This window comes from Micrococcus sp. 093350064-1 (assembly GCF_053627955.1).
In genome coordinates this window covers 196,833-214,415 of the sequence record NZ_JBSEYU010000001.1, presented here as the reverse complement: position 1 = coordinate 214,415, position 17,583 = coordinate 196,833, and the positions used below count along the sequence as shown (strand labels likewise).

The 17,583-nt window shown below is 73.7% G+C and carries 12 protein-coding genes and 2 tRNA genes; 7 read left to right on the top strand and 7 right to left on the bottom strand.

Annotated elements, in window-relative coordinates; translation table 11 throughout:
- Positions 1–69 precede the first annotated feature (69 nt).
- From serA to ilvD, 7 genes are all read right to left on the bottom strand, one after another.
- On the bottom strand, positions 70–1,665 hold the full coding sequence (gene serA / locus ACUW6W_RS00980; RefSeq protein ID WP_044659180.1) for a phosphoglycerate dehydrogenase: 1,596 nt from the start codon (positions 1,663–1,665) through the stop codon (positions 70–72).
- 149 nt (positions 1,666–1,814) lie between these two features.
- On the bottom strand, positions 1,815–2,846 hold the full coding sequence (gene ilvC, locus ACUW6W_RS00975; protein WP_144825309.1) for a ketol-acid reductoisomerase: 1,032 nt from the start codon (positions 2,844–2,846) through the stop codon (positions 1,815–1,817).
- Positions 2,847–2,882: 36 nt separating this feature from the next.
- Positions 2,883–3,392, bottom strand: coding sequence for an acetolactate synthase small subunit (gene ilvN, locus ACUW6W_RS00970; protein WP_010078980.1), 510 nt, complete (start codon positions 3,390–3,392; stop codon positions 2,883–2,885).
- A 12-nt stretch (positions 3,393–3,404) separates the two neighbouring features.
- Complete coding sequence (locus ACUW6W_RS00965) at positions 3,405–5,306, bottom strand: acetolactate synthase large subunit (protein ID WP_250203127.1); 1,902 nt, start codon at positions 5,304–5,306, stop codon at positions 3,405–3,407.
- Positions 5,307–5,597: 291 nt separating this feature from the next.
- Positions 5,598–6,818 (bottom strand): N-acetylglucosamine-6-phosphate deacetylase, encoded by a 1,221-nt coding sequence (locus tag ACUW6W_RS00960; RefSeq protein ID WP_081097741.1) that lies wholly within the window; start codon positions 6,816–6,818, stop codon positions 5,598–5,600.
- Positions 6,819–6,861: 43 nt separating this feature from the next.
- Positions 6,862–7,647, bottom strand: a complete 786-nt coding sequence (gene nagB / locus ACUW6W_RS00955; protein ID WP_036382115.1) for a glucosamine-6-phosphate deaminase — start codon at positions 7,645–7,647, stop codon at positions 6,862–6,864.
- Between the two features lie 103 nt (positions 7,648–7,750).
- A complete protein-coding gene (ilvD, locus tag ACUW6W_RS00950) occupies positions 7,751–9,478 on the bottom strand; it encodes a dihydroxy-acid dehydratase (RefSeq protein ID WP_036382119.1) in 1,728 nt (575 codons plus the stop codon).
- 104 nt (positions 9,479–9,582) lie between these two features.
- Here ilvD and ACUW6W_RS00945 point away from each other — a divergent pair, with 104 nt between their 5' ends.
- The 7 genes from ACUW6W_RS00945 to ACUW6W_RS00915 all read left to right on the top strand — a co-directional run bounded on the left by ACUW6W_RS00945 (position 9,583) and on the right by ACUW6W_RS00915 (position 17,538).
- Complete coding sequence (locus tag ACUW6W_RS00945) at positions 9,583–10,131, top strand: hypothetical protein (RefSeq protein WP_036312973.1); 549 nt, start codon at positions 9,583–9,585, stop codon at positions 10,129–10,131.
- Between the two features lie 67 nt (positions 10,132–10,198).
- Positions 10,199–10,271 (top strand) — tRNA-Lys (locus tag ACUW6W_RS00940).
- Between the two features lie 86 nt (positions 10,272–10,357).
- Positions 10,358–10,846: a thioredoxin-dependent thiol peroxidase gene (bcp, locus tag ACUW6W_RS00935; RefSeq protein WP_101967174.1), complete on the top strand. Its 489-nt coding sequence runs from the start codon at positions 10,358–10,360 to the stop codon at positions 10,844–10,846.
- A gap of 67 nt (positions 10,847–10,913) precedes the next feature.
- Positions 10,914–10,994 (top strand) — tRNA-Leu (locus ACUW6W_RS00930).
- Positions 10,995–11,042: 48 nt separating this feature from the next.
- The gene (locus tag ACUW6W_RS00925; protein ID WP_135040005.1) at positions 11,043–12,707 is read left to right on the top strand and encodes an ABC transporter substrate-binding protein; all 1,665 of its coding nucleotides are present in this window, start codon (positions 11,043–11,045) and stop codon (positions 12,705–12,707) included.
- A gap of 99 nt (positions 12,708–12,806) precedes the next feature.
- A complete protein-coding gene (locus tag ACUW6W_RS00920; RefSeq protein WP_205805183.1) occupies positions 12,807–14,297 on the top strand; it encodes a malate:quinone oxidoreductase in 1,491 nt (496 codons plus the stop codon).
- Between the two features lie 7 nt (positions 14,298–14,304).
- A complete protein-coding gene (locus ACUW6W_RS00915) occupies positions 14,305–17,538 on the top strand; it encodes an efflux RND transporter permease subunit (protein WP_041103205.1) in 3,234 nt (1,077 codons plus the stop codon).
- Positions 17,539–17,583: the final 45 nt, after the last annotated feature.

Below are 17,583 nucleotides of genomic sequence, written 5' to 3'. Positions count from 1 at the left end.
AGGACACTGACGCCGATCAGCCCGCCCGCCGCGCGCCGGCCCCGCGGTGCCCGCCCGGGCGTCGACGGGTCAGACGGAGAGGTCCACCTCGGCCGCACGGGCGGCGCCGATGGCCGCGGCCAGCGTGGCCGCGGTGTCTCCGGACAGCGCCCCGTCCAGGGTCAGCACGGCCAGGGCGGCGCCCTCGTCGTCGCGCGAGACGTCCATGCCGGCGATGTTCACGCCCTGCACCCCGAGGGCCTGGCCCAGGACGCCGATCACACCCGGGCGGTCCTGATAGGCGAACACGAGCAGGTGGTCGGCCAGCGGCACCTCGAGCTCGTGCCGGTCCACGCCCACGAGCTTCTGCACCTGGCGCGGGCCGGTGAGTGTGCCGGTGACGGCGGTCTGGGCGCCCTGCGCGGTCGCGGCGCGCACCGTGACGGTGTTGCGGTAGGACTCGGACACCGCGGTGGTGGTGAGGCGGCACTCGACGCCGCGCTGCTCGGCCAGCACGGGGGCGTTCACGTAGGAGACCTGGTCCGAGACGATGTCCGTGAACACGCCCTTCAGGGCGGCCAGGCGCATCGCGGAGACGTCGTGCTCGGCGATCTCACCGGCGATCTCCACCTCGACGGCCGTGATGGACTGCTCGCCCACCAGCGCGGTGAGCACGCGGCCCAGCTTCTCGGCCAGCGGCAGGCCGGGGCGCACGTCCTCGTGGATCGCGCCGCCGGCCACGTTCACGGCGTCCGGCACGAGCTCGCCGGAGAGGGCCAGGCGCACGGAGCCGGCGACGGCGACGCCCGCCTTCTCCTGGGCCTCGGCGGTCGAGGCGCCCAGGTGGGGGGTGACGACGGCGGAGTCGTGGGCGAAGAACGCCAGGTCCGTGGCCGGCTCGGAGCTGAAGACGTCGATGCCGGCACCCCCGATGGTCCCGGCCTCGAGCGCGCGGGCGAGGGCGTCCTCGTCCACGAGGCCGCCGCGGGCCACGTTCACGATGATCGCGGTGTCCTTCATGCGGGCGAACTGCTCATCGCCGATCATGCCGACCGTCTCGGGGGTCTTGGGCATGTGGATCGTGACCACGTCGGCGCGCTCGAGCAGCTCGTCCAGCTCGACGAGGCTCGCGCCGAGCTGCTGCGCGCGGGCGGTGGTCACGTAGGGGTCGTAGGCGAGGATCTCCATGCCGAACGCCTTCATGCGCTCGGCCACGAGCGCGCCGATGCGGCCCAGGCCGATCACGCCCAGCCGCTTGCCGTACAGCTCGACGCCCGTGTACTTCGAACGCTTCCACTCCCCCGCCTTCAGCGAGCCGTGGGCGGCCGCGATGTTGCGGGCGGCGGCCAGGATGTGGCCGCAGGTGAGCTCGGCGGCGGAGATGATGTTCGACGTCGGCGCGTTGACGACCATGACGCCGGCCTCGGTGGCGGCGGGCACGTCCACGTTGTCCAGTCCGACGCCGGCGCGCGCGATGACCTTCAGCTGCGGCGCGGCGGCGATCGCCTCGGCGTCCATCTGGGTGGCCGAGCGGATCAGCACCGCGTCGACGTCGCGCAGGTCCTCGAGGAGGCGGGCGCGGTCGGCGCCGTCCGTGCGGCGGATCTCGAAGTCGGGGCCGAGGGCCTCGACGGTGGCGGGCGAGAGTTCCTCGGCGATCAGGACGACGGGCTGGGCTGCGCTCACGGGTGCTCCTGGAGGTGTGGTGCGGTGGGATGGAAGGCGGGCCGGCCCGCGCTCCGGTCCGAGCCTAGACGCGTGACCGGACCGTGGCCGGAATGCGACGCCGGCCCCGAAGCGCGATGCCCGGGGCCGGCGTCGGGGGCTCAGGCGGCTCAGCGGGCCGCAGTGCCCTCGGTGTAGTCGTCGTCCGCGTCCTTGAGCCAGGAGAACATCTGGCGCAGTTCGCGGCCGGTCTTCTCGATCGGGTGGGCCTCGCCCCGGGCGCGCAGCTCCTTGAACTCGGGCGCACCGGCCCTCTGGTCGTCCATGAAGCGCTGCGCGAAGGCACCGGACTGGATGTCGGCGAGGACCGCCTTCATGTTCTCCTTCACGTCCGGGGTGATGACGCGGGGGCCGGAGACGTAGTCGCCGTACTCCGCGGTGTCGGAGATGGACCAGCGCTGCTTGGCGATGCCGCCCTCGACCATGAGGTCCACGATGAGCTTCAGCTCGTGCAGCACCTCGAAGTAGGCGATCTCGGGCTGGTAGCCGGCCTCGGTGAGGGTCTCGAAGCCGTACTGCACGAGCTGGGAGGCGCCGCCGCAGAGCACGGCCTGCTCGCCGAACAGGTCGGTCTCGGTCTCCTCGGTGAACGTCGTCTCGATGACGCCGGCGCGGGTGCCGCCCACGGCCTTGGCGTAGGACAGGGCGAGGGCGTGGGCCTGGCCGGAGGCGTCCTTCTCGACGGCGATCAGCGCGGGCACGCCGCGGCCGGCCTCGAACTCGCGGCGCACCACGTGGCCCGGGCCCTTGGGGGCGACCAGGGCGACGTCGACGCCCTCGGGGGCCTGGATGTAGCCGAAGCGCACGTTGAAGCCGTGCGCGAAGAACAGGGCGTCGCCCTCCTGCAGGTTGCCGGCGATGTGCTGGTCGTACACGTCGGCCTGGACCTGGTCCGGGGTGAGGATCATGATCAGGTCGGCCTCGGCGGCGGCGGTGGCGACGTCGACGACACGCAGGCCCTCGGCCTCGGCCTTGGCGCGGGACCTGGAGCCCTCGGCGAGGCCGATGCGCACGTCCACGCCGGAGTCGCGCAGCGACAGGGCGTGGGCGTGGCCCTGGGAGCCGTAGCCGATGACGGCCACGGTGCGGCCCTGGATGATCGACAGGTCGGCGTCGTCGTCGTAGAACTTCTTCACGGTCATGCTGTTCTCCTCACGGGATGGGTGGATCGGGACGGGTCAGCGGGCCACGGCGCGGTCGGTCATGGACCGCGGCCCCCGGGCGAGGGCGAGGGTGCCCGAGCGGACGAGCTCGCGCACACCGTAGGGCTCCATCATCTCGAGGAAGGCCTCGAGCTTGTCACGGGTGCCGGTGGCCTCGAGGGTCAGAGACTCCGGGGCCACGTCGACGACGTGGGCGCGGAACAGGTCGGCCGCCTGGACGACCTGACCGCGGGTGGCGGCATCGGCGCGCACCTTCACGAGCAGGTGGTCGCGCTGAACGGAGGAGTCGGGCGTGAGCTCGACGACCTTGATCACGTTGATCAGCTTGTTCAGCTGCTTGGTGACCTGCTCGAGCAGGTCCGTGTCGGCGTCGACGACCACGGTGATCCGGGACAGGCCCTCGACCTCCGTGACGCCCACGGCCAGCGAGTGGATGTTGAACGCGCGCCGGGCGAAGAGGCCGGCCACGCGGGTCAGGGTGCCGGGCACGTCCTCGACGAGCACGGACAGGGTGTGGCGTTCCATCGGTTGCCCTCCTCAGTCTTCCTGGTCCCAGTCGGGCGTCATGCCCCGGGCCACCTGGATCGCGTCGTTGCTGACCCCCGCGGGGACCATCGGCCAGACCATGGCGTCGCGGGAGACCACGAAGTCCACGATCACGGGGCGGTCGTCGATGGCCAGGGCCTGGCGGATGGTGTCGTCCAGGTCCTCCCGGCGGTCGCAGCGCAGGCCCGCGGCGCCGTAGGCGTCGGCGAGCTTGACGAAGTCCGGCACCCGGGCGGTGTCGTGGCCCGTGTTCAGGTCCGTGTTCGAGTAGCGCCCGTCGTAGAAGAGGGTCTGCCACTGGCGCACCATGCCCAGCGAGGAGTTGTTGATCACCGCGATCTTGATGGGGATGCGGTTGATCACGCACGTGGCGAGCTCCTGGTTGGTCATCTGGAAGCAGCCGTCGCCGTCGATGGCCCAGACCACGCGGTCGGGTTCGCCCACCTGCGCCCCCATCGCGGCGGGGACGGCGAAGCCCATCGTCCCGAGGCCGGCCGAGTTGAGCCACTGGCGCGGGCGCTCGTAGGCGACGAACTGGCTGGCCCACATCTGGTGCTGGCCGACGCCGGCCACGTAGGTGGCCTCGGGGCCGGACAGGGCCGACAGGCGCGAGATCACCTCCTGGGGCGCGAGGAGGCCGTCCTCGGTCTCGGTCCAGCCCATCGGGTAGGTCTCCTGCAGGCGCCGCAGCACCGCCCACCAGTCGGCGAGGTCGGGCAGCGCCTCGGTGTCCGTCGCGAGCTCGGCCACCAGGTCCGGGATGATCTCCTTGACGTGGCCGACGATCGGCACGTCCGCGGTGCGGTTCTTGGAGATCTCGGCCGGGTCGATGTCCGCGTGGATCACGCGGGCGCCGGGGGCGAACGAGGGCAGGTGACCGGTCACGCGGTCGTCGAAGCGGGCGCCGAGCGTGATCAGCAGGTCGGCCTGCTGGAGCGCGGCCACGGCGGGGACGCCGCCGTGCATGCCCGGCATGCCCAGGTGCTGGGGGTGCGAGTCGGGGAAGACGCCGCGGGCGGTGAGGGTGGTGACCACCGGGGCGCCCGTGAGCTCGGCGAGGGCGCGCAGCTCCTCGTGGGCCTCGCCGCGGGCCACGCCGCCGCCCACGTACAGCACGGGGCGCCGGGCCTCGCGGATCAGCCGGGCGGCCTCGCGGATCTGCCGGGGGTGGCCGCGCAGGACGGGGCGGTAGCCGGGCAGGTCGATCCGGGGCGGCCATGCGAACTCGAACTCGCCCTGCTGGGCGTCCTTGGTGACGTCCACGAGCACGGGCCCGGGCCGGCCCGTGGCGGCGATGTGGAACGCCTCGGCGAGGGCCTGGGGGACGTCCTCGGGCCGGGTCACGAGCCGGGAGTGCTTGGTGATGGGCATCGTGATGCCCACGATGTCCGCCTCCTGGAAGGCGTCCGTGCCGATCGCGGCGGAGGAGACCTGGCCGGTGATGAACACGACCGCCTGGGAGTCCATGTGGGCGTCCGCGATGGCGGTCACCAGGTTGGTGGCGCCGGGACCGGAGGTGGCGATGGCCACGCCGACCTTGCCGGTGGCCAGGTGGTAGCCCTGCGCCGCGTGACCGGCACCCTGCTCGTGGCGCACCAGGATGTGGCGGATCCGATCGGAGTCCATGAGCGGGTCGTAGGTCGGCAGGATGGCGCCGCCGGGAAGCCCGAACACGTCCGTGACCCCCAGCTCCTCCAGGGAGCGGATGATGCCCTCGGAGCCGGTCATCCGGGTCGGCTCGACGCGGGAGCCCTCGCCGGGCACCCGCGGCTCGACGATCTCGGGACGGGGGGCCGGACGGCGCTCCTGGGCCCGGGCCGTCTCCGTCGGGCGGGAGGCCGGCGTCGGGACCTGCGGGACCGCCGCGCGGGCGTCGCGGGGGGTCGTGCTCATGGGGTCACCTCACTGCGTTCGTCGCTGCGTGTCCGTCGCGGGGGCGTCGGACGGTCGTCGTTCGGATCCGTCGGGCGTCGGGAACCGTGGCCGCGTCGATGACGGATCGGGCCGGCGTGGCGGAGTCTGAGGTGGGGACACGGGCCGCCGGGTCCTTCGGGGGTGGTCTCAGTATCGACAGCCATGCGCCCCGTCCGCCATCGACCACCCGCCTGTCTCGCAATGTGAGATAAAGCGTCACATCGTGAGACGACCGGGCGGTCGGGGTCGGATCCCGGGCCTGAGCCCACCCTAGTCAGCCACCGCGGGGGCGGCCGCCTTCACCCACGTTCCGTGACGGAGCACCCCGCGCACCTCGAGCTCCGGGCCGAAGACGACGGCGTCCGCTCGGCTCCCGACTCGGAGCCGGCCGACGTCGGGGAGCCCCAGGGCGTCCGCGGGCGCGGCCGTGGCCGCCCGCAGCGCGGCGTCGAGGTCGACCCCGGCGGCGACGGCGGAGCGCACCGAGCCGGCGACCGTGGCCGTGGACCCGGCGATGGCCCCGGCTGCGCCATCCGCGCCGACCACCCGCGCGACGCCGTCGTGGACCTGGACCCGCAGCGGCCCGAGGGGGAACTCGCCGTCGCCGCAGCCGGCGGCGGCCATCGCGTCCGAGACGAGGATCCACCGCTCCCCGGCTTCCCGGGCGACCCGCCGCACCGTGGCCGGATGCAGGTGGACGCCGTCCACGATGGTCTCGATCCCCACGCGCGGGTCCTCCAGCAGGGCGACGGCCGGCCCGGGCTCGCGATGGTGGGTGGGCCGGCACGCGTTGTGCAGGTGCGTGGCCATCCGCGCCCCCGCATCGATCGCCGCGCGCGTGGTCTCGTAGGAGGCGTCCGTGTGGCCGATCGCGACGACGACGCCCGCCTCCGCCAGCCGGCCCACCGCGTCGAGGGCCCCGGGCAGCTCGGGGGCCAGCGTGACCATCGCCAGGTGGCCCGCGCCGACCTCGACGAGGCGAGCGACGTCCTCGGGCTCCGGAGCCCGCAGCGACGCGGCCCGGTGCGCGCCGCGGTGCCGGGGCGAGAGCCAGGGACCCTCGAGGTGCACGCCGGCCAGCACCCCCTCTGCGCACAGGGGCGTCAGGGCCGTCAGCTGCGCCGCGAGCGCGTCGACCTCGTCCGTGACGAGGGAGGCCACGACCGTGGTCGTGCCCGCGCGGGCGTGGGCCGCGGCCGCCGCGCGTGCCGCGGCCGCGCCGGACTCGACGGCGTGTCCGCCGCCGCCGTGGCAGTGCACGTCCACGCAGCCGGGAGCGAGGAGGGCGTCGCCGAGGTCGTGGACGGGGCCGTGGGTGCGCGGCGGGTCCCCGGTCCCGACGGCCACCACCCGGCCCTCGGCCAGGGCGATCCAGCCGGGGCCGCCGAGGCGCTCGCCGTCATGGACGCGGTCCGCGCGCAGCACCGACGGGGACGCGGCGGCCTGCGGCGCCTGCTCGGCGCGCGGCCGGTGAGGGACCGAGGCGGGCACGGATGCACCTTCCGGGGTGGGCGGGTCGATGGACGAGGGGCGCTCAGAGGCCCTGCCAGGACGGCTTGGCCTCCCACATGTGGCGGTACTCCCCCGCGAGCTCGAGTCGCCCGGCGGCGGCCTCGTCCACGAGGACGGTCACATGCGGGTGCAGCTGCAGGGCCGTGACCGGCCAGCGCGCGCTCACGGGGCCCTCCACGAGCTGCCGCACCGCCTCGGCCTTGCCCTCGCCCCGGGCCAGCAGGACCAGGTGTCGGGCGTCGAGGATCGTGCCCACGCCCTGGGTGAGGCAGTGGGTCGGGACCTGGTCGAGGTCGCCGTCGAAGAAGCGGGCGTTGTCCCGCCGGGTCTGCTCGGCGAGCACCTTGATGCGCGTGCGGGAGGCGAGGGAGGAGCCGGGCTCGTTGAACGCGATGTGCCCGTCCGTGCCCACGCCGAGCAGCTGCACGTCCACGCCGCCGGCCTCGCGCAGCGCCTCCTCGTAGGCGGCGCAGGCGCCCGGGACGTCCGCCGCCCCGCCGTCCGGACCGTGCACGGCCTCCGGGGCGATGTCCGTGCGCACGACGAACTCCCGCTCGATCACGGTGCGGTAGGACTCGGGGTGTCCCGCGGGCAGGCCGACGTACTCGTCCAGCAGGAACGCGCGGCAGGAGCGCAGGGACAGCTCCCCGTCCCGGACCCGGCGGGCGAGCTCGTCGTAGACGGGCAGGGGCGAGGAGCCGGTGGCCAGCCCCAGGACGGCCTCGGGACGGGCCGCCACGTGGGCGGCCACCGCGTCCGCGCCGTGCCGGCCCAGGGCGGCGGCGTCGGGCAGGATGACGACCTCCATCAGCGCGCCTCCCGCCCGGGACGCGGCGCGGGTCCCCCGGCCCGGGCGTCGATCGCGTGCATGCTCATCCTCTGCTCGTCTCGGCGTGCGGGCCGACCGGGCCTCAGCCCAGGTAGGCGCCCTCGGCGGCGGAGTGCACCAGCTTGGCGTACTTACCCAGCACGCCCGTGGTGAACTTCGGCTCCACCGGCTCCCAGGACTCGCGGCGGGCGGCGAGCTCGGCCTCGTCCACGAGCAGGTCCATGGTGCGTCCGGCGATGTCCACGCGGATGCGGTCGCCGTCCTGCACCAGCCCGATCGGCCCTCCCTCGGCGGCCTCGGGGGCGATGTGGCCGATGCACAGGCCGGTGGTGCCGCCGGAGAAGCGCCCGTCGGTGATCAGCAGGACGTCCTTGCCCAGACCCGCCCCCTTGATCGCGCCGGTGATCGCGAGCATCTCGCGCATGCCCGGGCCGCCCTTCGGCCCCTCATAGCGGATGACCACCACGTCGCCGGCGGCGATGGTCCCGTCCTCGAGGGCGTCCATGGCGGCGCGCTCCCGGTCGAAGACGCGCGCGGTGCCCTCGAAGACGTCCGCATCGAAGCCGGCGGACTTCACGACAGCGCCCTCCGGGGCCAGCGAGCCGTGGAGGATCGCGATGCCGCCGTTGGGGTGCAGCGCGTCGTCCATGGTCCGGATGACCTTGCCGTCCACCGGGTCCGGATCGAGCGCGGCCAGGTTCTCGGCGAGGGTCTTGCCGGTGACGGTGAGGGTGTCCCCGTGCAGCAGGCCCTCGTCCAGCAGGGCCTTCATGACCACCGGGACGCCGCCGATGCGGTCCACGTCCGTCATGACGTACTGACCGAACGGCTTGAGGTCGGCGATGTGCGGGGTGCGGTCGGCGATGCGGTTGAAGTCGGACAGCTGCAGGTCCACGCCCGCCTCCCGGGCGATGGCGAGCAGGTGCAGCACGGCGTTGGTGGAGCCGCCGAACGCCATGGTCACGGCGATCGCGTTCTCGAACGCGGGCTTGGTCATGATGTCCCGGGCCGTGATGCCCTGGCGGAGCATGTTCACCACGGCCTCGCCGGAGCGGCGCGCGAAGGCGTCGCGGCGGCGGTCCGCGGAGGGGGCGGCGGCGGAACCGGGCAGGGACATGCCGAGGGCCTCACCGATGGAGGCCATGGTGTTGGCGGTGTACATGCCGCCGCAGGCGCCCTCACCCGGGGCGATGGACTTCTCGATGCGGAGCAGGTCCTCCTCGGACATGAGACCGCGGGCGCAGGCGCCGACCGCCTCGAAGGCGTCGATGATGGTCACCTGCCTCTCGGTGCCGTCGGTCAGGCGGGCCACGCCCGGCATGATCGAGCCTGCGTAGACGAACACGGACGCCAGGTCCAGGCGGGCGGCGGCCATGAGCATGCCCGGCAGCGACTTGTCGCAGCCGGCGAGCAGGACGGAGCCGTCCAGGCGCTCGGCCATCATCACGGTCTCCACCGAGTCCGCGATCACCTCGCGGGAGACGAGGGAGAAGTGCATGCCCTCGTGGCCCATGGAGATGCCGTCCGAGACGGAGACCGTGCCGAACTCCAGCGGATATCCACCGGCGGCGTGGACGCCGTCCTTCGAGGCCTGGGCGAGGCGGTCCAGGGAGAGGTTGCAGGGGGTGATCTCGTTCCAGGACGACGCGATGCCGATCTGCGGCTTGCCGAAGTCCTCGTCCCCCATGCCGACCGCGCGGAGCATGCCGCGGGCGGCGGTGCGCTCCATCCCGTCGGTGACGTCGCGCGAGCGCGGCTTGATGTCGGGAGCGGCGGACGGGGTGCTGGGAGTCGACGCGGCGGAGTCCATGCCGCGGAGTCTAGTGAGCACGGCGCCACCGGGCCGACGCGACGTCCCCGTGTGACGGGTGCCGCGGCATGACACGTGCGGACGGGTCCGCGTACGTTGGGCCCATGGACACGCCCACCCTGCACAGACGGCTGCGCCGCGTCTTCGATGCGCGCGTGTTCAACCACGGCGACTACAACGTCGTCTACGGCCAGCCCTCGGGCTCCTCCTCCCCCCTCGTGATCGGCTACCGCCACCAGCCGCTCGAGATGCTGCTGTGCCCGTTCGACCCCACCTCCACCCCGGACGACCACGACCGCCGCGCGCCGGGCGTGGCCGAGGACGACCCGCACGGCCCGGTGACCGAGGCCTCCGCGGACCGCGCCGACGTCGTCGAGGTGGGCCTGGCCAACGTGGCCACCGTGGCGGACACGGGCAGCGGCTATCAGGTGGAGACCGTCACGGGCTTCCGGACGTGGTTCGACGTCCCGGAGCACACGCGGGTGCCGGTGGGCGACCTCACGGAGGACGGCACCGCGGAGCTCGACCAGGCCGAGGACGCCACCGACTTCCACGCCTTCATGACCGCCTTCATGGACGAACTGGACCGCCTCTACGCGACCCCGGAGACGGACGCGACGGACGTCACGCCCCCCGATTTGCACGGCGTCTGAAACCCCTGGTAGGGTTTCACCTCGTTGCACGGCGCACCGGAGAGATCCGAGAGGCGGTGCGGCACCTGCACCTCTAGCTCAACCGGTAGAGCATCTGACTCTTAATCAGCAGGTTCCGGGTTCGAGTCCCGGGGGGTGCACCCACCGGAGCGAAGGCCCCGTCTCCACGGAGACGGGGCCTTCGTCGTCCCCGCTCCCCGCCCGGGCCCACCGTAGGCTGGGGCCCATGACCGACACGACCCAGCACCGCCTCCAGCCCGGCGACACGGCGCCCACGTTCACCCTCCAGGACCAGGAGGGCCGGCCCGTCTCGCTGCGCGACAGCGCGGGCAAGCACACGATCGTCTACTTCTACCCGGCCGCGTCCACGCCCGGCTGCACCACGCAGGCCTGCGACTTCCGGGACAGCCTGGCCTCCCTGACCGCGGCCGGCTACGTCGTCCTGGGGATCTCCCCCGACCCGATCGGCAGGATCATCCGGTTCGCCGAGCAGGAGGGCCTCACGTTCCCCCTGCTCTCGGACGAGGACCACGCGGTGGCCGAGGCCTACGGCGCCTGGGGTGAGAAGAAGAACTACGGGCGGACCTTCGAGGGTCTGATCCGCTCCACGATCGTCGTCGGCCCGGACGGGAAGGTCACCCACGCGCAGTACAACGTGAAGGCGACCGGCCACGTGGCGCGACTGCGCCGCACCCTCGGCCTCGACGAGGCCTGATCCCCGCCCGACGCGCCCGGGCGCCGCACGGTAGGATCGGGCCTCGCCCCGCCCGCGCGGGGTGTGCGCGGGCGTGGCGGAACTGGTAGACGCGCTGGATTTAGGTTCCAGTGTCCTGGACGTGGGGGTTCGAGTCCCCCCGCCCGCACTCCCCGGGCCCGCCCGACCCCGACGTCACCTGCCACAGGAGGCCGCCATGCAGCCCACTCGCCGCGCCTTCCTCGGCGGGGGCCTGGGCCTGCTCGGCCTGGGCGTGGCCGGCTGCGCGACGTCGCCCGCGGCGCCGTCCTCCGCCGCCCCGACCTCCTCGGGCCCGGGCCGGCTGCTCGTGGTCGGCGCCCCGGCGCGGGCGCTGACGCGGGACCCGGCCCGCGCGCTGGACGTCGAGTCCTTCCGTCTGATCCGCCAGGTCTTCGAGACGCTGCTCGGCGTGGACGCGGACACCGGCGCCCCCACGCCCCGCCTCGCCGAGCGGCATGAGGAGTCCGACGGCGGCCGCCTCCACACGTTCCACCTGGTCTCCGGGGTGGTGTTCGACGACGGCGAGCCGTGCGACGCCGCCGCCGTGGTCGCGAACATCGAGCGGTGGGCCTCCGCCCCCGCGCCCGTGGACGGGACCGTCGCCCCGCCCTCCTCGTTCGTCTCGGCCTTCGGCGGATACGCCGGGGACGCGGACTCCGCCTTCGCCGGCGTCGAGGCCCGCGGAGAGCTCGAGGTGCGGCTGCGCCTGCACTCCCCCCGCCGTCACCTCGCGGCCGCGCTGGCCTCGCCGGCCTTCGCGATCTCCTCGCCGGCCTCGTGGGACCGCACGGTCGACGTGGACGGCTCCGAGGTCACCACCCCCGCCGGCACCGGCCCCTACCGCTGGGCCGACGCCGCGGAGACCGCCGAGCTCACGCGCGCCCACCCGGGCGCCTCGGGCGCGACGATCCTGGTCCCCAGCGCCCGCCACCGCGGCTCCGATCCGGCGGCGTACCCGGTGGCCGTGCAGGCGTGGGGCCGCGCCTCCGTGCGCCTGCGGGAGCTGCGGCGCGGCACGGCGGACGTGATCGACGTCGTCGCCCCCGGCCAGCTGCGCCCCCTCGTCGAGGCCGGCACCCAGGTGCTGCCCCGGGACCCCCTGGGCGTGCTCTACGTGGGCATGAACCTGGACCACCCGCGCGTGCGCTCGCAGTACCTGCGCCAGGCGATCGCGTACGCGGTGGACCGCCCGCGCATCGCCGGCAGCGACGTCTTCCTCGAGGGCACCCGCCTGGCCCACGACCTCGTCCCCCCCTCCCTCGGCGTCGGCGACGAGGAGGCGCGGCGCTACGACGTCAACCCGGGCCGGGCCCGCGAGTTCCTCGGCCTGGCGGGATACGACGGGGAGCCGTTGGAGTTCCTCTACCCGGCCGGCACGGCCCGCCCCTCCCTGCCCGAGCCGGAGCGGGTCTACGCGATGGTCGCCCGCGACCTCGGCGCGGTGGGGATGCACATCGTGCCCGTGCCCGTGCCGGAGGACCAGGACTACCTGCACGCCGTCGTCTCCCGACCCACCCGAGCCCTGCACCTGATGGGCCGCACCGGCGACTACCGCGACCCGCACGCGTTCCTCGAGCCCTTCGCGCGCTCGGGCCGCGCCGAGACCGGCTACCGCAACCCGCGCGTCGTCGAGGACGTGGACGCGGCCGCGGCCGAGACCGACGACGACGCGCGCCGCGCCCTGTTCCGCCGCGTCGTCCGGGCCATGGCCCTCGACCTGCCGGCGCTGCCGCTGGTCTATCCGATCTCGGCCCTGGCCACCGGCCCGCGCGTGGCCTCCTACCCGACGTCGCCGCAGCTGGACGAGCCCTTCTCGCGCGTCAGGCTGACCGAAGGCTGAACGCACCGGTAGTACAGTGGGAGATCACGGCGCCCGGCCCGACCGCCACTGCTCGGCCTGGTCGCACTGCGCCCACCCGCCGTCGTTCTGCTTCAGGAGTTGACCGTGCCCACCACCTCGTCCACCGCCACCCACGACGTCGTCCTGATCGGCGGCGGCATCATGAGCGCCACCCTGGGCGTGCTGCTGCAGAAGCTCGAGCCCACCTGGTCCATCGCCCTGTACGAGAGCCTCGATCAGGCCGGCCTGGAGTCCTCCGACCCGTGGAACAACGCGGGCACCGGCCACGCCGCCCTGTGCGAGCTGAACTACTCGCCCATGGACAAGAACGGACGGGTGGACGTCACCAAGGCGCTGGGCATCAACGAGCAGTTCTGGACCACCCGCCAGTTCTGGTCCTCCCTGGTGGCGGACGGCACGCTCAAGGACCCCAAGTCCTTCATCAACCCGCTGCCGCACATGTCCTTCGTGTGGGGTGACGACCACGCGGACTACCTCCGCACCCGCTATGAGGCCATGTCCGCCCAGCCGCTGTTCGCCGGCATGGAGCACAGCGAGGACCCGGAGCAGATCCGTGCCTGGGCCCCGCTGCTGATCGAGGGCCGTGAGCCGGGCCAGCGCCTGGCGGCGTCCCGCAACACCGGCGGCACCGACGTCGACTTCGGCTCCCTCACCCGCCAGCTCATCACGGCCATGGCCGGCGCCGGCGCCGAGGTGCGCTTCGGTCACAAGGTCACCGGCCTCACCCGCGGCACGGACGGCCGCTGGGAGGTCAAGGTCAAGAACAAGGCCGCCGGCTCCGAGCTCGTGGACCGCGCCCGCTTCGTCTTCGTCGGTGCCGGCGGCGGCGCCCTGCCCCTGCTGCAGAAGTCCGGCATCCCCGAGGCCAAGGGCTTCGGCGGCTTCCCGGTCTCCGGCCAGTTCCTGCGCTGCACGGACGAGTCCGTGGTCAACCAGCACATGGCCAAGGTGTACGGCCAGGCCGCCGTCGGCGCCCCGCCGATGTCCGTGCCCCACCTGGACACCCGCTTCGTCAACGGCAAGCGCTCCCTGCTGTTCGGCCCCTACGCCGGGTTCTCCACGAACTTCCTCAAGACCGGCTCCTACCTGGACCTGCCGCTGTCCGTGCGCCCGCACAACCTCAGCACGATGCTGGACGTGGCCAAGGACAACATGGACCTGACCAAGTACCTCGTGACCGAGGTGCTGAAGTCCCGGGACAAGAAGATCGACGCGCTGCACGAGTTCTACCCGGAGGCCGACGGCGGCGAGTGGGAGCTGATCACCGCGGGCCAGCGCGTGCAGGTGATGAAGCGCAAGGGCCGCTTCGGCGGCGTCCTGCAGTTCGGCACCGAGGTCGTCACGCACGCGGACGGCTCGCTCGGCGGCCTGCTCGGCGCCTCGCCGGGCGCCTCCACCGCGGCCCCCATCATGGTGAAGCTGCTCGAGCGCTGCTTCCCCGCGAAGATGGCCGGCTGGGACGGCACGCTCAAGGAGCTCATCCCGTCCCTGGGCCACACGCTCAACGACGACCCGGCGCTGCTGGACGAGGTCCGCACCGTCACGGACGCCGCACTGAAGCTGGCCTGACGCCCCGATGGGAGCGCTCGCACGGTTCTCACTCGGTCGGCGGGCGCTCGTGGCGCTCGTCACCGTGTTCATCGCGGTGTTCGGCGTCCTCTCCGCCGGGCAGCTCAAGCGGGAGCTGATCCCCCCGCTCGAGCTGCCCGTCATCTCCGTCTCGACGCTCTACCCGGGGGCGTCCCCCGAGGTCGTGGACGCTCAGGTGGGCGAGCCCCTCGAGACGGCCCTGCAGGCCGTGGAGGGGCTCGAATCCTCGCGGTCCACGTCGCAGTCCGGCTTCAACGCGGTCCAGCTGGAGTTCGCCTACGGCACAGACCTGAACCGGGCCCGGTCCCAGGTGGACCGCGTGGTGGCCAACCTGGGGCCGCAGCTGCCGGAGGAGGCGGAGACCTCGTCCTTCGCGGGCTCCGTCTCCGACTTCCCGGTGGTCTTCCTCGCCCTGTCCGGGGACGAGGACCTCAACACCCTGCGCCGCCGCGCCGAGGACGTCCTGGCCCCGCGGCTGCAGAAGATCGACGGCGTCCGCGGCGCCGACGTCCTCGGCGGCACGGACGAGAACGTCTCCGTGGTCCCGGACCCGGCCGCGCTCGCCGCCGCCGGGCTGACCACCTCCGACATCACCGACGCGCTCGAGGAGAACGCCGGCCTCTTCCCCGTCGGCCAGGTCACCGAGGGCGCGACCACCTATCCCGTCCAGGCGGGCGCCGCCGTCGAGGACCTCGAGGGCCTGCGCGGGATCGTCGTCGCTCCCTCCGGCGACGGCGAACCGCGCACCCTGGACGAGGTCGCCGACGTCACCCTCGTGGCCGCGGCCCCCACCTCGCTGACCCGCACCGACGGGGTGCCGACGCTGTCCGTCTCCGTGACCGCGACCCCGGACGCCGACCTCGTGGCGGTCTCTCAGGCCGTGCGCGACGCCCTGCCGGAGCTGGCGTCCCTGGTCGGCGGCGGCGCGGACCTGACCGTGGTGTTCGACCAGGCCCCGTTCATCCAGCAGTCCATCGACACGCTGTTCCAGGAGGGCCTGCTGGGCCTGGCGTTCGCCGTGCTGGTGATCGCCGTGTTCCTGCTCTCGGTGCGCTCCACCCTCGTCACCGCCGTGTCCATTCCGCTGTCCCTGCTGGCCGCCCTCATCGGGGTGGCGGCCTTCGGCTACTCCCTCAACACGCTGACGCTCGGGGCGCTGACGATCTCGATCGGCCGAGTCGTGGACGACGCGATCGTGGTGGTGGAGAACATCCGCCGGCACCTCGGCCTGGGCGCCGACCGGCGCACCGCGATCCTGGACGGCACGCGCGAGGTCGCCACCGCGATCACCGCCTCCACCCTCGTCTCCGTGGCCGTGTTCCTGCCCATCGCCTTCGTGGGCGGCCTGGCCGGCGAGCTGTTCCGGCCCTTCGCCGTGACCGCCACGGTCGCCCTGCTGGCCTCCCTCGTCGTCGCCCTGACGATCGTGCCGGTGCTGTGCTGGTGGTTCCTGCGCTCCCCGCGGCGCGGGGCCGAGACCACGGCCGCGCCCGCCGTCCCCGGCGACCGGCCCGTGGCGGCCGGCGGATGGCTCACCCGGGCCTACCGCCCGGTGCTGCGCTGGACACAGCGGCACACCGTGGTCACCCTCGCCGCCGCCCTGGCGCTGCTGGCCGGCACGGCCGCGCTGGTCCCGCTGATCCCCACGAACCTCCTGGGCGACTCGGGACAGAACTCGTTCGTCGTCACGGCGGAGCAGGAGCCGGGGGCGTCGCTGGAGACGACGGCCGCCGCCGCCGAGCGCATCGAGCGCGTGCTGCTGGACACCGACGGCGTCGAAACCGTCCAGTGGACGGCCGGCACCGCCGCCGGTCCGATGGGGGCCTTCGGCGGCTCCTCGGCGGACCGGGCGCGGTTCACGGTGGTGACCGACCCGGATGCGGACCAGGTGGCCCTTCAGGACGGGGTGCGCGCCGAGCTCACCGGTCTCGACGGCGTGGGCGACGTGTCCGTCTCCACGCAGCAGGGGCCGAGCGGCGGCCAGGACATCGAGGTGTCCGTCTCCGCCCCCGACCCGCAGGCCCTCACCGCGGCCGCCGATCAGGTCGCCCAGGCGCTGCGGCCCGTCGAGGGTGCCCGCGAGGTGACGACGCCGGCCTCGGACCTGCGCCCGACGTTCCAGGTGGACGTGGACACCGTCGCCGCCGCCCGGCTCGGCCTGACCGAGGAGGCGGTGGCCGGCCAGGCCGCCGCCGCCCTGCAGGCCGTGCCCGTGGGCGAGGTCCGCTTCGGGTTCGAGAGCTTCGCGGTGCAGCTGGGTGACCCGGAGCCGGTCGAGTCCCTCGACGCCCTGCGCCAGGTGCCCGTGGAGACGGCCGAGGGGCCCGTGCCGCTGGGGGACCTCGCCGAGGTCTCGCGGATGTCCGTACCTGCCCGGGTGACGTCCTCGAACGGCGAGCGGACCGCCGTCGTCACGGTGACCCCGGACGACGAGGACCTCGGGGCCGTCTCGCGCCGGGTCACGCAGGCCGTGGCGGAGCTGGACCTGCCCGAGGGCGTCACCGCGGCCGTGGGCGGCGCGGCGGAGCAGCAGGCGCAGACGTTCCGGGACCTCGGGCTGGCGCTGCTGGCCGCCGTGGCGACCGTGTACGTCGTGATGGTGGCGACGTTCAACTCGCTGCGCCAGCCGCTCGTGCTGCTCGTGTCGATCCCCTTCGCCGCCACGGGCGTGTTCCTGGCGCTGCTGGCCACCGGCACGCCGCTGGGACTGTCCACGATGATCGGGCTGCTCATGCTGGTGGGCATCGTGGTGACGAACGCGATCGTGCTGATCGACCTGATCAACCAGTACCGCCGCGACCGCGGCATGACCTTGGACGAGGCGATCGAGGTGGGCGCGCTCAACCGCGTGCGCCCGGTGGTGATGACGGCCCTGGCCACCGTCCTGGCCATGACCCCGATGGCCCTGGGCGTCACGGGGCACGCGGGGTTCATCTCCCAGCCCCTCGCGGTGGCCGTGGTGGGCGGCCTGGTGTCCTCCACCCTGCTCACGCTCGTGCTCGTGCCCGTGCTGTACCGGCTCACCGAGGTCCGCGGGGAGCGCCGCCTGCAGGAGGAGCGCCGTGTCGCGGCCGAGTGGGAGGCGCAGCGCGTCGCGGCCGAGCGCGCGGCCGAGCAGGCGCGCCGGGCTGAGGAGCGATGGGCGGCCCCGTCCGAGCTCGACACCGGACGCCTCGGCCGACTCCGGCAGCGCCTCCGCCGGCGGTGGCGCCGGGCCTGACCTCACGCGTGGCGCGGGCCGGGGCGGCGGGGCGCACCCCCGTCG

What these genes read in the sequence shown, in the direction of transcription:
- ilvN (WP_010078980.1), bottom strand. Translation starts at nt 3,392, where the DNA reads ATGGAACGCCACACCCTGTCCGTGCTCGTCGAGGACGTGCCCGGCACC.
- ACUW6W_RS00945 (WP_036312973.1), top strand. Translation starts at nt 9,583, where the DNA reads ATGGACACGCCCACCCTGCACAGACGGCTGCGCCGCGTCTTCGATGCG.
- ACUW6W_RS00915 (WP_041103205.1), top strand. Translation starts at nt 14,305, where the DNA reads ATGGGAGCGCTCGCACGGTTCTCACTCGGTCGGCGGGCGCTCGTGGCG.
- bcp (WP_101967174.1), top strand. Translation starts at nt 10,358, where the DNA reads ATGACCGACACGACCCAGCACCGCCTCCAGCCCGGCGACACGGCGCCC.
- ACUW6W_RS00925 (WP_135040005.1), top strand. Translation starts at nt 11,043, where the DNA reads ATGCAGCCCACTCGCCGCGCCTTCCTCGGCGGGGGCCTGGGCCTGCTC.
- ilvC (WP_144825309.1), bottom strand. Translation starts at nt 2,846, where the DNA reads ATGACCGTGAAGAAGTTCTACGACGACGACGCCGACCTGTCGATCATC.
- nagB (WP_036382115.1), bottom strand. Translation starts at nt 7,647, where the DNA reads ATGGAGGTCGTCATCCTGCCCGACGCCGCCGCCCTGGGCCGGCACGGC.
- ilvD (WP_036382119.1), bottom strand. Translation starts at nt 9,478, where the DNA reads ATGGACTCCGCCGCGTCGACTCCCAGCACCCCGTCCGCCGCTCCCGAC.
- ACUW6W_RS00965 (WP_250203127.1), bottom strand. Translation starts at nt 5,306, where the DNA reads ATGAGCACGACCCCCCGCGACGCCCGCGCGGCGGTCCCGCAGGTCCCG.